Below are 13,423 nucleotides of genomic sequence, written 5' to 3'. Positions count from 1 at the left end.
TGTTTCGTTGTCCGCGTTCTTCTGGAAGGGCCGTTCATGACCGCCACTGTGACCGCTCCCCGGCAGGTCGATCCCGCCGAGCACGCGCACGCGACCGAGCTCGCGTTCCTCGCCGCGTTCGACGGCGGGGCGCGGCCGCCCGGCTGGCGGCTGACCCCGCGGGCCGTCGTCACCTTCATCGTCGGCAGCGACGGGGAGCTGGCCCTGCCCAAGGGCAAGCGGCCCGAGGGCGTGCCGGCGAAGCTGGAGATCGCCCGCAAGTTCGTCGGCGACCGCGCCCTCGTCGAGCGGTGCGTGGTCACCCTCGCCGGGGAGCGCGGGCTGCTGCTCGTCGGCGAGCCCGGCACCGCCAAGTCGATGCTGTCGGAGCTGCTCGCGGCCGCCGTGTGCGGCACGAGCGAGCTCGTCGTGCAGGGCACCGCGGGCACGACCGAGGACCAGCTGCGATACGGCTGGAACTACGCGCTGCTGCTCGCGCACGGCCCCAGCCCGGAGGCGCTCGTGCCGTCGCCGGTGCTGACCGCGATGCGGGCCGGGCAGGTGGCGCGGATCGAGGAGATCACGCGGTGCCTGCCGGAGGTGCAGGACGCGATGGTGTCGATCCTGTCCGACCGGCGCATCGCGGTGCCCGAGCTGTCCGGCACCGACGGCGCGACCGTCCACGCCGCGCCGGGCTTCACGCTCATCGCCACCGCGAACCTGCGCGACCGGGGCGTGTCGGAGATGTCGGCGGCCCTCAAGCGCCGCTTCAACTTCGAGACCGTCGGCCCGATCCCCGACCTGGCGCAGGAGACCGCGCTGGTCGGCCGGCAGGCGCGGGCGGCCCTGGACCGGGTCCAGACGCCGTTCGAGGTGGACGAGGCGGTCCTCGAGGCGCTCGTGACCGCGTTCCGCGACCTGCGGGCCGGCCGGTCGGTCGAGGGCTGGGAGGTCGAGCGCCCGTCGACGGTGATGAGCACGGCGGAGGCGGTCGCGGTGGCGACATCGCTGGGCCTCGCCGCCGCATACTTCCCGGGCGACCGCGACGTCCTCTCCCTGCTGCCCGCTCACCTGCAGGGCGTCGTGTGCAAGGACGACCCGGCCGACGGCGCGAAGCTGCTGGGCTACTGGGACGGCGCGGTGCGCCGCCGCGCCGAGGAGGGCGCCCGCCTGTGGAGCCGGCTGTGGGAACTGCGCGATGTCCTCAAGCCGTGACGCAATCGGCGACGGCGCGCCGCTCCCGGGCAGCGCGCCTTCGCCCTACGGGGATGGCGCGCCTTCGCCGCGCTTGATTGGTGCCGCTTCGGCCGCGCTGCGCTCGGTGGCGTCGGGCGTTGCGGGGGCCGGGGGTGCATCCGGTGGGGCCGGGTTCGCCGGGGTCGATCCGGACGAGGCGATCGCGGCCCTGGCGGGGGCCACGGTGCCGTTCCTCATCGGGGTGCGGCACCACTCCCCCGCGCTGTCGGTGGTGATCGGGGAGCTGCTCGACCGGTTCCGGCCCGAGGTGCTGCTGCTCGAGCTGCCGGCCGAGTTCGCGTCCTGGTTGCCCTGGCTGGCCGACCCGGGCACCGCCGCGCCGGTCGCGCTCGCGGGCGTGCGCGGGGCTGACGGGAGCCCGGCGTTCTACCCGTTCGCGGACTTCTCGCCGGAGCTCGTGGCCGTGCGGTGGGCGGCGAAGCACGGGGTCGAGGTCGTGCCGTGCGATCTGCCCCTTGCTTCCCGCGTCTGGCACGATCCCGCGTCGGCGTCGCCCGCGGTCGTGGACTCCCCGGAGTCGGAATCGGAGTCGGGGTCGCCGGCGCCGGGGTCGGCGTTCGGCGACGCGCTCCGGCAGGCGGCCAGCGGGCGGCCCGACGAGGACATGTGGGACCGGGTCGTCGAGGCCCGCGCGCCCGGGTCGGACCCCGAGGCGGTGCGGCGGGCGGCGCTGCTCGTCGGGTGGGCCATGCGGACCGACGCGGCGACCGGGCCGGGCGTGTCCGAGCTCGACCTGCGCCGCGAGGCCTGGATGCGCCGGTGCCTGGCCGCGGCCGGGGACCGGCGGGTGGCGGCCGTCGTCGGCTCGTTCCACGCCGCCGCGCTGCTCACCGGCGCGGCCGGCACCGATGCCGGACCCGGCGCGAAGGACACCGCCGCGCTGCTCACCGACCCGGCCGCTGCTGACGCCGGACCCGGCTCGAACGACACCGAACTCGGCGCGGAAAAGGCCGAACCCGGCGCGAAAAAGGCCGGGCCCGGTGCGAAGGGCGCCGGACCCGGCGCGGAGGAGGCGTTCGCGAGCGAGCGGGGGGCCGCGGGTTCGGACGTGGTCACGTCGCTGGTGCCCTACAGCTTCGCTTTGCTCGACTCGCGGTCCGGGTACCCGGCCGGGATTCGGGACCCGCGGTGGCAGCAGGCCGTGGTCGACGCCGCCGGGCGGGCCGAGGGCGTGGAGGCGGCCGCGCTGTCCTCCGTCGTCGAGGTCTGCGCGCGGGTGCGGGCCGGCGGGCATCCCGCCGGGCCCGCCGAGGCGCGGGAGGTCGTGCGGCTGGCCGGCGATCTCGCCCGGCTGCGGGGGCTGCCCGCGCCCGGGCGGGGAGAGCTCGTCGAGGCGCTGCAGAGCGTGCTCGCGCACGGGGAGGTGCTCGGGCGCGGGCGCGTCGTCGCGACCGCGATGGAGGCGGTGCTCGTCGGGGACGTGCGCGGCGCGCTGGCGGCGGGGGCGCCGCGGTCGGGACTGCGCCCGGCGGTGACCGCGCTGCTCGAACAGCTGCGGCTGCCCGTGGCCGGCGCGGCGGTGAAGGACCTGCGGCTCGACCCGCTGCGCTCCGAGCTCGACCGGCGCCGGGACGTGGCGCTGCGCCAGCTCGCGGCGTGCCGGATCCCCTACGCCGAGTCCACCGGGGTCGAGGGCACGGCCGGGGTCGATGCGCTCACCACGCGGTGGAGCGTGGAGTGGACGCCGGGGACCGAGGCGATGCTCGACGTCGCCGGGGTGCGCGGGGTCACGCTCGCCCAGGCGGCCGAGGGGGCGCTGCGGGAGCGGCGGCGGCGCGAGGAGGGCGCGGAGGGCGCGACCGCGGCGCAGATCATCGGCGGGCTGGCGGCGGCGGCCGAGTGCGGGCTGGCGGGGCTGGCGGCCGAGCGGCTCGCCGAGGTCGCCGAGCACGTCCCGGCGAGCGCCACGCTCGAGGAGCTGATGGCCGCCCTGGGCCTGCTCGACCGGTTGCGCCACGGGCACGTCCCGGGGCTGCCGGCCGCGGTCGCGGCGGGACTGGCCGACCTCGGGGCGCTGGGCGATGCGCTGGAGGCGGCGGCAGTGCGGCAGGTCGACGGCCTCGCCGGCTCCGACGACCTCGCGGACGTGCACGCGCTCGTGGCGCTGGGCCGGCGCGCCGACGCCGCCGGGGTGGGGCTGCGGCTCGCGGACGCGCTGCGCCGGCTGGCCGCGGACGGCACGCCGACCATGGCGGCCGCGGCCGGCGCGGTCGAGGTGCTGCTCGGGCTCGCGGAGCCGGCCGTGCTCGGCGCGCGCGTCGCGTCCTGGGTGGACGCGGCGGCCGACGACGACGCCCGGCGACGGCTGCTCGGGCACCTGCGGGGGCTCCTGGCCGCCGCGGAGCCCTTGCTGCAGTCCGGCCCCGACGCGCTGGACGGGCTGCTCGACCGGGTCGCGATGCTGCCCGACGACGCGTTCCTGGCCCGGCTGCCGGCGCTGCGGGGCGGGTTCCAGGCGGTGAGCCCGGCGGGGCGGGACCGGCTGCTGTCGGTCGTGCGCGACCGCCTCGGCGACACCACCCCGGCCGACGTCGCCGACGTGGACCCCTCGGCCCTGCTGCGGCTCCTGCTCGCGGACCGCGCGGGCCGGGCCGCGGCCGAGTCGCTGGGCCTGATGCCACCCGCGACCGCACCGGAGGCCACCGAGTCCGCCACGACCGCGTCCGACGAGGCCGAGCCCGCCGCGACCGCAACGGACGCCACCGAGCCCGCCACGACCGCACCCGACGAGACCTCGCCCGCCACGACCGCACCCGACAAGGCCGAGCCCGTTACGACCGCGCCCGACAAGCCCGACAAGGCTGAGCGGAGCCTGGCCGTCATCGACCGGTGGCGGCTGCTGCTCGGGCGGCAGGACCAGCAGATGGGTGCGGCCGCCCGGCGGTACGCCACCGCGCTCGACGAGCTGTACGGGAGGGGGCGCGGCGAGGGTTCTGCGGCCGACGCGGCCGGACGGGCCGGGCGGGAGGCGCCGTTCCCCGGCGTGCGGGAATGGGCCGAGGAGCTCTCCGCGCTGTTCGGGCCCGGCATCCGCGAGGAGGTGCTCGCCCGGGCGGCCGAGGGCGGGCGGCGCGACGCCGTCATGCTGCTCGAGCCCGAGGCGGTCAATCCCTCGGTCGAGCTGCTGCAGACCGTGCTGTCGCTCGCCGGCGGCATGCCCGAGAGCTCCCTGGCCCGGCTGCGGCCGCTCGTGGCCCGGATCGTCGACGAGCTCACGCGGCGGCTCGCGACCCGGCTGCGGCCGGCGCTCGCGGGGATCAGCACGCCGCGGCCGACGTACCGGCCGGGCGGGCCGCTGGACCTGCCGCGCACGCTGCGGGCGAACCTGGCCACCACCCGGCGCGACGAGGACGGGCGGGTGCGGGTCATCCCGGAGCGGCCGGTGTTCAAGACCCGGGCGCGCCGCGGGGTCGACTGGCGGCTCGTGCTCGTCGTGGACGTGTCCGGGTCGATGGAGGCCTCGATCATCTGGTCCGCGCTGACCGGGGCGATCCTGGCCGGGGTACCGGCGCTCACGACGCACTTCGTCGCCTTCTCCACCGAGGTCGTGGACCTGACCGACCGGGTCGGCGATCCGCTCGGCCTGCTGCTGGAGGTGCGTGTCGGCGGCGGGACGCACATCGCGAAGGGGCTGCGGCACGCGCGCAGCCTCGTGACGGTACCGTCGCGGACCCTCGTCGTCCTCGTCAGCGACTTCGAGGAGGGCTACCCGATCGGCGGGCTGCTCGCCGAGACGCGGGCGCTCGCCGAGTCGGGCGTGACCGTGCTCGGCTGCGCGAGCCTGGATGACGCCGGGCGGCCGCGGTACTCGGTGTCCGTCGCCTCACAGCTCGTCGCGGCCGGAATGCCGGTCGCCGCGCTGAGCCCCCTGGAGCTGGCCCGCTGGGTCGCGGAGAAGGTGAAACCGTGAACGCATCGCTGCCCCCGATCGACGCGCCGGTCCTGGTGGAGGCGGTCGACGGGCTGCCGGCCCGGCTGCGCAAGAAGCTCGACGACGCCGTGGGGCGGTTCGCGGCGCTGGCGGTGGTCGCCGACGGGGATCGGTACACGGTGGCGATCGACGACGCCACGACCGTCACGCTGCTGGCGCCGGGCGGGGTGGTGCGCACGGCCGCGGAGGTGACGTGCACCTGCCTGCTGGCGCCGAACTGCCTGCACCGCGCGGGCGTGCTGTCCAACGCGCCGGTCTGGGACGCCTCCGCGACACCGGAAGGGACGCCTGAGGTCGAGGTCGAGGTCGCGGCTGAGGTCTCGGCTGAGGTCGCGGCCGGGGACAAGGCGCCCGAGGCGCCGGGCGACGAGCTCGGGGTGGCCCAGCGGGCGGCCGTCGAGCAGGTCTGGCGGGCGGCCGTGGCGGTGCTCGGGGGCGGGGTCAGCGGGTCGGGTACCGTGGCGCGGGCGGCGCTGCTGCGGGCGGCGCACGAGGCGCAGGCGACGAAGGTGTACAAGCTGGCGGCCGCGGCCCGGGTCGTGGCCACGCAGCTGCAGGCGGCCCGCGGGGACGACGCGCACTACCGGCTCGCGGATCTCAGCGACGCGATGCGGGAGCTGCTGCTCGTCGCGCACGCGCTGCGGACCGGGGCGAGCACCGAGCTGGGCACGGCGCGGCGGCAGTACCACGTCGAGGGGAGCCTGCGCCTGTACGGCCTGTGCTGCACGGCGGTGCTCGCCGGGACGGGGCACGCGGGGGTCGTGACGTACGCGGCGGATCGCGACGGTCGCCTGTGGATGGTCGCCGACGTGATGCCCGGCGACGCGAAGCGCGCGGCCCGCGGCGGGGACGCGACCCTCGCGATGGGCGAGACGGCGCTGACCCACCGGGGGTTCACCCGGGCGGGGCTCGTGGTCACCGGCGCGACCGCGGCCGGCAGCCGGCAGCTCGGGGCCGGACGCGGGGTGCGGGCGGTCACCGCCTCCGGGGCCGCCTGGCACGAGGAGCCGCTGGCCGGGCTGTGGGCGGAGCCGGTCGCCGCGCAGGTGCACCGGGCGTTCGCGGCGCTGGCGGAGCCGCTCACCGAGCGGACCGCGGGAGCCGATCTGCTGTTCCTGACGGTGACGGTCCGCGGCACCGACGGGGATGCGATCCAGGCCGAGCACGCCGACGGCACCCCGCTCACGCTGCGGGTCGCCGTGGATCATCCGGCCCTCGGCTACCGGGAGAACCTGCGCGTGCTCGGCCGCGCGGCCGGCCTGCGGATGCTGCTGATCGCGCGGCCCGACCCCGGGCGGCCCGGCACGGTGCTCCCGCTGGCCGTCGCGCCGGTCGAGGGCGAGCAGTGGCGGGTCGAGGGCCACGCCGACCTCGCGTTCGACCGGCTCCACAGCAGCCAGCTGCCGCAGGAGCACCTGCGCGAGGAGGTGGCCTCGGCCCGCCCTGCCGCGGCCGGGCCCGCCGCCGAGGAGGTGTGGCGCCCGGCCGTGCGCGATCCGGCGCTGCAGCTGCTGAGCGCGCAGGTCGAGCGCACGGTCAACGGCGGCCGGGTCATGCTCACGTTCCCGGCCGGCCGCGGCCCGTCGGACGCGACCCGGCTGCGGCGGGCCCGGCTCGACGCCGGCGCGGCGCTGCTGGACCGGCTCGTCGCGGCCGCGAACGACCGCCCGCGCAACGCGTTCGGCCGCCTCGGCGACGACGACGGCACCGCGTTCGCGCAGGCCTGGCTGGCCGCTGCGACGTACGCCGACGCCGCCGCCCGCGCCCTGGCCGAGGCGTCCTGGCTGGGCTGAACATTTCGCAACTTTTCGTTGCCGGGCTACAAGCGCCGAGGGTTGGTGAGCGCGGGGGCCACCGGGGCGCCCGCCTTCTCCGCCGATCGCCACAAGACGAAGACCCACGGCACGCACCGGCCCGAGGCCATCTCGCCCAGCAGCCCGCCCGACGCCACCGTCGGGACGCCGTACTCGGTGCAGCTGTCCTCGAACACCGTCGGGGTGGGAACCCATCGTCGCGGTCGGCGCCGCGCCGGACGGCACCGCCCGGGCGCTGAGCCTGGCCGTGACCGTCGCGGCTGCGGCTGCGGCTGCGGCTGCGGCGCCCGCGGCGGGCTCCGGCTCGCTGCCCGTCACCGGGAGCAACCTCGCCGGAGTCACCACGCCGGCCCTGCTGAGCCTCGCGCTCGGCGTGGCCCTGCTCGCCGCGGGCCGGGTCCGGCGGGGGCTGCGCAGCCGGCTGCTGCCGCCGCGGTGCGCGTACAACTGCTGACGCTTCTTGCCGTCACCGGGGCCGGGGGAACGGCGTCCGGGGGCACCCGGTCAGGCCGGCTCGCCGGCCTCGGGCTCGGTCGTGCGGAAGCCGCGCATGGGCACGTCCGTCCAGTCAAGCGCCTCGAAGCCCCACAGCTCCCGCAGCACCACGTCGCCCAGCTCGAGGGGGTGGAAGGGCAGCGGATACTCGCCCTCCTCCTCGTCCGGCTCGACCGGGTGCTCGCCGGCCCAGAAAGGGCGCTCGAACGGGTACGGCTCGCCGATGTTCTCCTGGATGCCCTCGTCCGGCAGCAGGCCCAGGGAGCGCACCAGCACGCCGTCCTCCCAGACGGCGAAGCACAGCCAGTCGATCACCGAATGCATGCCGAGCATGAGGATCCGGCGGCCGGCGCCCAGCGCGAGCAGGTGCCCGGGCAGCTCGGAGGGGCAGTCCCAGACGAGCCGCTTGTCGGCCAGCACCTCGGCGCCGGCCAGGATCGCGACGTGCGTGGTGCCGTCCGGCGGGTACGTCTCGGCGAGCGTGCTGTCCTCGTAGGGGTCGGCCTCCACGGTGAACCCGGGGTGGACGCGGCGCACGAACTCCTCCGCCTCCGCCGGGTCGGTCGGCACCGCGCCGAGCAGCGCGGGCGGCAGATCCCCGTCGACGAACGCGAGCAGCGTGGCCCTGGCTCCCATGCGGCTCATGATAATGTTCGATCTTGTGACCACCGGACCGGCCTCCAGCCACGCACGGATCGGCGACCCGGTGGCTGACTGACCCTCACCGCTCCGGCCCGCGGACCGCCCCGACCAGGCGCTGTCGACGATCGCGTGCCGGAGACAACAGTGAGGAAGCCGAGTGTCAGCGACGTTCAACCACACCATCATCGCCGCGAAGGACCGCGGTGCGTCCGCGCGGTTCTACCGCGACCTGCTCGAGGCCGCGGACGCCCCGTCCTGGGGCCCGTTCACCAACATCCAGCTCGCCGACGGCGTGCTGCTGCAGTTCGCCGAGCCGCCGGTGGAGATCCAGATGCAGCACTACGCGTTCCTGGTCGACGACGAGCTGTTCGACCGCGCCCTCGCCCGGCTCCAGGACGGGCACGTCGACTACTGGGCCGACCCGCAGCGGCGGCGCCGGGGCGAGATCAACCACGAGCACGAGGGCCGGGGGTTCTACGTGATGGACCCCGCCGGCCACGGGCTCGAGCTGCTCACCCGCCCGTACCTGTGACCCGGGTCGACTCGATCGCGGCGATGAACGCCTTCGCCCGCGCCTCGTAGTTGTCGTAGCGGCCGTAGCTGGGGGCGGCCGGGGACAGCAGCACCACGCCGCCCGCCGGGACCAGCCCGCGGGCCAGGGCGACGGCGGCGGGCAGGTCCTCGGCCACCTCCCGGCGGACGTTCGGCAGCTCGCCGACGACGTCGAGGATGTGCTCGCCGCTATCAGGAATGGCCACCAGCGTCAGCGGTACGGCCTTGTCGCGCAGATAGTCGCGCAGGGGCGTGTAGTCGATGCCGCGGTCCTGGCCGCCGACGAGCACCACGAGCGGGCGCCCGGCGTACGCCTCGATGGCGTGGATCGTCGTCTGCGGCGCGGTGGACAGCGAGTCGTTGACGAACTCGACGCCGGACGGGTCCGCGATCGGGGTGAGGCGGTGCGGCAGCGGGGTGTACGAGCGCAGCCCCGCCTCGATCGCGGCCCGCTCACCGACGACGTCGACGCCGGCGGCCTCCAGCGCGGCGAGGGCCACGCTGAGGTTGCCGGTGTTGTGGCTCCCGCGCAGCGGGAAGGCGTCGCGCGGGAAGAGCCGCTCGCCGTGGCGCACGATCCAGCCCTCGGCCTCCCACGGCTCGACGGGGACCAGCGGCAGCCCGGAGCGCGCGGCCAGCTCGGCGGAGAGGGTCGGGTCCGTCGCGTTGTAGACGACCGCCTCCGGCCCGTGCATGGCGATGTTGAGCTTGTGCGCGTAGTACTGCGACGGCAGCCCGTCGCGGGTCCAGTCCAGGTGCTCCTCGAACAGCGACGTGACCACCGAGACGCGGGGAGAATCCTGAAGATCCGCGCACTGGTACATCGACAGCTCCAGCACGTACCGCTCGGCCGGCGGCAGCGACAGCACCGCGATGCCGATGTTGCCACCCAGCTCGTTCGGGCGGCCGGTCGCGGTGAGCAGGTGCGAGATCAGCGTGGTGGTGGTGCTCTTGCCCTTGGAGCCGGTCACGCCGATGGTCTGCTTGGCGTGGTCGGCCATCCACAGGGCGGTGCCGCCGGTGATGACGACCCCGCGCCGGCGCAGCTCCTGAATCCACGGGTTCGACTCGCCCACGCCCGGGGAGCGCACGAGGACCTCGACGCCGTCCATGGCCGGGCCCATCGCCTCACCCTCGAACAGCGGCACGGCCCCGTCCCACCGCGAGGCGGCCAGGAACGTGGTCTTGTCCTGCACGGCGACGAGCGAGGCGGGCCCGACCGGGGCGATCGCCTCGATCGCGGCGATGCCCTCCCGGCCGGTACCCCAGACCGCCACCCGCCGCCCGGCGAGCTCCGACAACTGCATGAGTCGGAAGCTTATCCGCGCCGTCCGGTGGCCGCCTTGCGGTAGTCGCTGTTGAGCCGGCCGATCAGGGTGAGCGGGATGCCCTTGGGGCACACGGTGGTGCACTCCCCCGCGTTGGTGCAGCCGCCGAAGCCGGCCTCGTCCTGCGCGGCGACCATGCCCAGCACGCGGGTGTCGCGCTCCGGCTGGCCCTGCGGCATGAGGCCGAGGTGGCCGACCTTGGCCGCGGTGAAGAGCATCGCCGAGCCGTTCGGGCACGCGGCCACGCAGGCGCCGCAGCCGATGCACGTGGCCGCCTCGAACGCGGCGTCGGCGTCGGCCTTGGGCACCGGGGTGGCGTGGGCGTCGGGGGCGGCGCCGGTCGGGGCGGTGATGTACCCGCCCGCCTGGATGATCGAGTCGAACGCGCCGCGGTCCACGACGAGGTCGCGCACGACCGGGAAGGCCGCCGCCCGCCACGGCTCCACGTCGATCGTCTCGCCGTCCTTGAAGTGGCGCATGTGCAGCTGGCACGTCGTCGTCGCCTTGAGCGGGCCGTGCGCGACACCGTTGATCATCATGCCGCACATGCCGCAGATGCCCTCGCGGCAGTCGTGGTCGAAGGCGATCGGCTCCTCGCCCTCGACGATGAGCCGCTCGTTGAGCACGTCGAGCATCTCCAGGAAGGAGGCGTCCGGCGAGATGTCCCGCACCTCGTACGTCACCATGCGGCCCCGGTCCTGAGGCCCGCTCTGGCGCCACACACGCAGCTTGATGTCCATTACTTGTAGCTCCGCTGGCTCGGGTGGACGTAGTCGAACTCGAGCGCCTCCTTGTGCAGCACGGGCGGCTCGCCGGTACCGGCGAACTCCCAGGCGGCGACGTAGGAGAACTGCTCGTCGTGGCGCATGGCCTCCCCGTCCGGGGTCTGGCTCTCGCCGCGGAAGTGCCCGCCGCACGACTCGGCGCGGTGCAGGGCGTCGACGCACATGAGCTCGGCGAGCTCGAAGAAGTCCGCGACCCGCCCGGCGCGCTCGAGGTTCTGGTTGAGCTGCTCGCCGGTGCCGGGCACCTTGACGCGGGTCCAGAACTCCTCGCGCAGGGCCCGGATCAGGCTGATCGCCTTGGTCAGGCCCTCCTCGGTGCGTTCCATGCCGCAGTACTCCCACATGATGTGGCCGAGCTCGCGGTGGAACGAGTCCACGGTGCGGTCCCCGTCCACGGCCAGGAGCTTCGCGATGCGATCCTCCACGGCGCCGCGGGCCGCGACCACGGCCGCGTCGGACTCGGCGACCTTGGGGAAGGGGCCGGCGGCGAGGTAGTCGTTAATGGTGTTGGGCAGCACGAAGTACCCGTCGGCCAGCCCCTGCATCAGCGCGGACGCGCCGAGCCGGTTGGCGCCGTGGTCGGAGAAGTTCGCCTCGCCCACCACGAACAGGCCCGGGATGTTGGACTGCAGGTCGTAGTCGACCCAGAGCCCGCCCATCGTGTAGTGCACGGCCGGGTAGATGCGCATCGGGGTGACGTAGGGGTCGTCGCCGGTGATGCGCTCGTACATCTCGAAGAGGTTGCCGTACTTGGCCTCGACCGCGGGCCGGCCCAGCCGGGCGATGGCGTCGGCGAAGTCGAGGTACACCCCGAGCCCACCGGGGCCGACGCCCCTGCCCTCGTCGCAGACGTTCTTGGCGGCCCGGGAGGCGATGTCCCGCGGCACCAGGTTGCCGAACGACGGGTAGATCCGCTCGAGGTAGTAGTCGCGCTCGTCCTCGGGGATGTCGGCCGGGACGCGGTCGTCGCCGGCCCGCACCGGCACCCAGACGCGGCCGTCGTTGCGCAGCGACTCGCTCATCAGCGTGAGCTTGCTCTGGTGCGTGCCGGACTCGGGGATGCACGTCGGGTGGATCTGCGTGTAGCACGGGTTGGCGAACAGGGCGCCCTGCCGGTGCGCGCGCCACGACGCGGTGACGTTGCAGCCCTTCGCGTTCGTGGACAGGAAGAACACGTTGCCGTAGCCGCCCGAGGCGAGCACCACGGCGTCGGCGAGGTCGGTGGTGATCTCGCCGGTGACGAGGTCGCGCACGACGATGCCCCGGGCCCGGCCGTCGACCACGACGAGCTCGAGCATCTCGTGGCGCGCGTGCATCTCGACGTTGCCGGCCGCGATCTGGCGCTCCAGGGCCTGGTACGCGCCGAGCAGCAGCTGCTGGCCGGTCTGCCCGCGCGCGTAGAAGGTGCGCGAGACCTGGGTGCCGCCGAACGAGCGGTTGTCGAGCAGGCCGCCGTACTCGCGGGCGAACGGCACGCCCTGGGCCACGCACTGGTCGATGATGTTCACCGAGACCTGGGCGAGGCGGTACACGTTGGACTCCCGCGCCCGGAAGTCGCCGCCCTTGACCGTGTCGTAGAACAGCCGGTACACGGAGTCGCCGTCGTTGCGGTAGTTCTTGGCGGCGTTGATCCCGCCCTGCGCCGCGATCGAGTGCGCGCGGCGGGGGCTGTCCTGGTAGCAGTACGAGCGGACCTTGTATCCGGCCTCGGCCAGGGTCGCCGCCGCGGAGCCGCCGGCCAGCCCGGTGCCGACCACGATGACGGTGAGCTTGCGCTTGTTGGCCGGGTTGACGAGTTTCGCGGCGAACTGCCGCCGCTCCCAGCGGGTCTCGATCGGCCCGTCGGGGGCGGCCGCGTCGGCGATCGGGTCGCCCTCGCTCCAGAGGTTCATGGTCATTTCACCAGCCCGGTCAGAACGGCAAACGGTACGCAGAGGTAGCCGACGACCAGCACGAGCGACACCACGAGGGCCGCCGCCCGGGCGATGCGCTCTCCCCGCGGGGAGCGCTGGCCGAGGGTGCGCAGCGCGGAGAAGATCCCGTGGCGCAGGTGGAAGCCGACCGCGACGATCGCGAGCGTGTAGAACAGCGTCACGTACCAGCGGCCGGGCGCGAAGTCCGCGACCACGTTGGCGTGCGGGTGCTCGTGGTCGCCGACGGGGTTCACGGTGCCGGTGGTCAGGTCCAGGATGTGGAAGACCACGAACAGCAGGATGATCACGCCGCCCCAGCGCATGGTCCGGGCCGCGTAGCTGCCCTGCACCTTGGGCCGGTGGGCGTAGCGGACCGGGCGGGCGGCGCGGGCCCGGCGGGCCAGCACGACGGCCGCGGCGATGTGCGCGAGCACGGCGACGGTGAGCCCGCCGCGCTGCAGCCACAGGAACCCGGTGTGCGGCAGCAGCGGGGCGCCCAGGTCGCGCAGCCAGCGCGCGTAGTGGTCGAACGCCTCGGCCCCGACGAAGATCTTCAGATTGCCGGCCATGTGCGCGAACAGGAACAGCACGAGCAGCAGGCCCGTGCCCGCCATCAGGATCTTCAGCGCCACGGACGAGGTCTTGCTCCGGGGCTTGACCCGATTCGTCCGTTCTGCCGTCATTACCGCCACTCCGCCGACGCTAGGGGCGGGCTTCGTGATTCGTC

11 protein-coding genes are annotated in these 13,423 nt (G+C 75.0%); 5 read left to right on the top strand and 6 right to left on the bottom strand.

Annotated elements, in window-relative coordinates; translation table 11 throughout:
- Positions 1 to 36 precede the first annotated feature (36 nt).
- The 3 genes from ABT369_RS01080 (at position 37) to ABT369_RS01070 (ending at position 6,960) form a co-directional block, all read left to right on the top strand.
- Positions 37 to 1,194: an ATP-binding protein gene (locus ABT369_RS01080; protein ID WP_350609296.1), complete on the top strand. Its 1,158-nt coding sequence runs from the start codon at positions 37 to 39 to the stop codon at positions 1,192 to 1,194.
- 106 nt (positions 1,195 to 1,300) lie between these two features.
- Positions 1,301 to 5,146 carry a DUF5682 family protein gene (locus tag ABT369_RS01075; protein WP_350609294.1) on the top strand — a complete coding sequence of 1,282 codons (3,846 nt, stop codon included), beginning with the start codon at positions 1,301 to 1,303 and terminating at the stop codon, positions 5,144 to 5,146.
- Positions 5,143 to 6,960, top strand: coding sequence for a hypothetical protein (locus ABT369_RS01070; protein ID WP_350609292.1), 1,818 nt, complete (start codon positions 5,143 to 5,145; stop codon positions 6,958 to 6,960). Before ABT369_RS01075 ends, ABT369_RS01070 begins: the two co-directional genes overlap by 4 nt.
- Before the next feature lie 26 nt (positions 6,961 to 6,986).
- On the opposite strand, the gene ABT369_RS01065 is transcribed toward ABT369_RS01070, so the two are convergent.
- Positions 6,987 to 7,157, bottom strand: coding sequence for a hypothetical protein (locus tag ABT369_RS01065; RefSeq protein ID WP_350609290.1), 171 nt, complete (start codon positions 7,155 to 7,157; stop codon positions 6,987 to 6,989).
- Between the two features lie 71 nt (positions 7,158 to 7,228).
- On the opposite strand from ABT369_RS01065, the gene ABT369_RS01060 reads away from it, so the two are divergent.
- Positions 7,229 to 7,435, top strand: a complete 207-nt coding sequence (locus tag ABT369_RS01060) for a hypothetical protein (RefSeq protein WP_350609288.1) — start codon at positions 7,229 to 7,231, stop codon at positions 7,433 to 7,435.
- 50 nt (positions 7,436 to 7,485) lie between these two features.
- Here the strand turns inward: ABT369_RS01060 and ABT369_RS01055 are convergent, their stop codons facing one another.
- Entirely contained in the window at positions 7,486 to 8,112 is a 627-nt protein-coding gene (locus ABT369_RS01055; RefSeq protein WP_350609286.1) for a DUF6928 family protein, read from the bottom strand.
- A gap of 163 nt (positions 8,113 to 8,275) precedes the next feature.
- Between ABT369_RS01055 and ABT369_RS01050 the strand changes: the two genes are divergently transcribed.
- Entirely contained in the window at positions 8,276 to 8,650 is a 375-nt protein-coding gene (locus ABT369_RS01050) for a VOC family protein (protein ID WP_350609284.1), read from the top strand.
- Here ABT369_RS01050 and murD read toward each other — a convergent pair.
- Genes murD through ABT369_RS01030 form a run of 4 tightly spaced genes read right to left on the bottom strand, consistent with a single transcriptional unit; the run spans position 8,631 to position 13,379 of the window.
- Complete coding sequence (gene murD, locus ABT369_RS01045; protein ID WP_350609282.1) at positions 8,631 to 9,977, bottom strand: UDP-N-acetylmuramoyl-L-alanine--D-glutamate ligase; 1,347 nt, start codon at positions 9,975 to 9,977, stop codon at positions 8,631 to 8,633. The genes ABT369_RS01050 and murD overlap by 20 nt on opposite strands.
- Positions 9,978 to 9,988: 11 nt before the next feature.
- Complete coding sequence (locus ABT369_RS01040; protein ID WP_350609280.1) at positions 9,989 to 10,738, bottom strand: succinate dehydrogenase/fumarate reductase iron-sulfur subunit; 750 nt, start codon at positions 10,736 to 10,738, stop codon at positions 9,989 to 9,991.
- Positions 10,738 to 12,675 (bottom strand): fumarate reductase/succinate dehydrogenase flavoprotein subunit, encoded by a 1,938-nt coding sequence (locus ABT369_RS01035; RefSeq protein ID WP_350609866.1) that lies wholly within the window; start codon positions 12,673 to 12,675, stop codon positions 10,738 to 10,740. Before ABT369_RS01035 ends, ABT369_RS01040 begins: the two co-directional genes overlap by 1 nt.
- 2 nt (positions 12,676 to 12,677) lie before the next feature.
- On the bottom strand, positions 12,678 to 13,379 hold the full coding sequence (locus ABT369_RS01030; protein ID WP_350609278.1) for a succinate dehydrogenase cytochrome b subunit: 702 nt from the start codon (positions 13,377 to 13,379) through the stop codon (positions 12,678 to 12,680).
- Positions 13,380 to 13,423 lie beyond the last annotated feature (44 nt).

Source organism: Dactylosporangium sp. NPDC000244 (assembly GCF_040300725.1).
Classification (GTDB): domain Bacteria; phylum Actinomycetota; class Actinomycetes; order Mycobacteriales; family Micromonosporaceae; genus Dactylosporangium.
The sequence above is the reverse complement of the archived record's forward strand: the minus strand, read 5'-3'. Positions and strand labels throughout refer to the sequence as shown.

What these genes read in the sequence shown, in the direction of transcription:
- ABT369_RS01080 (WP_350609296.1), top strand. Translation starts at nt 37, where the DNA reads ATGACCGCCACTGTGACCGCTCCCCGGCAGGTCGATCCCGCCGAGCAC.
- ABT369_RS01055 (WP_350609286.1), bottom strand. Translation starts at nt 8,112, where the DNA reads ATGGGAGCCAGGGCCACGCTGCTCGCGTTCGTCGACGGGGATCTGCCG.
- murD (WP_350609282.1), bottom strand. Translation starts at nt 9,977, where the DNA reads ATGCAGTTGTCGGAGCTCGCCGGGCGGCGGGTGGCGGTCTGGGGTACC.
- ABT369_RS01040 (WP_350609280.1), bottom strand. Translation starts at nt 10,738, where the DNA reads ATGGACATCAAGCTGCGTGTGTGGCGCCAGAGCGGGCCTCAGGACCGG.
- ABT369_RS01035 (WP_350609866.1), bottom strand. Translation starts at nt 12,675, where the DNA reads ATGAACCTCTGGAGCGAGGGCGACCCGATCGCCGACGCGGCCGCCCCC.
- ABT369_RS01030 (WP_350609278.1), bottom strand. Translation starts at nt 13,379, where the DNA reads ATGACGGCAGAACGGACGAATCGGGTCAAGCCCCGGAGCAAGACCTCG.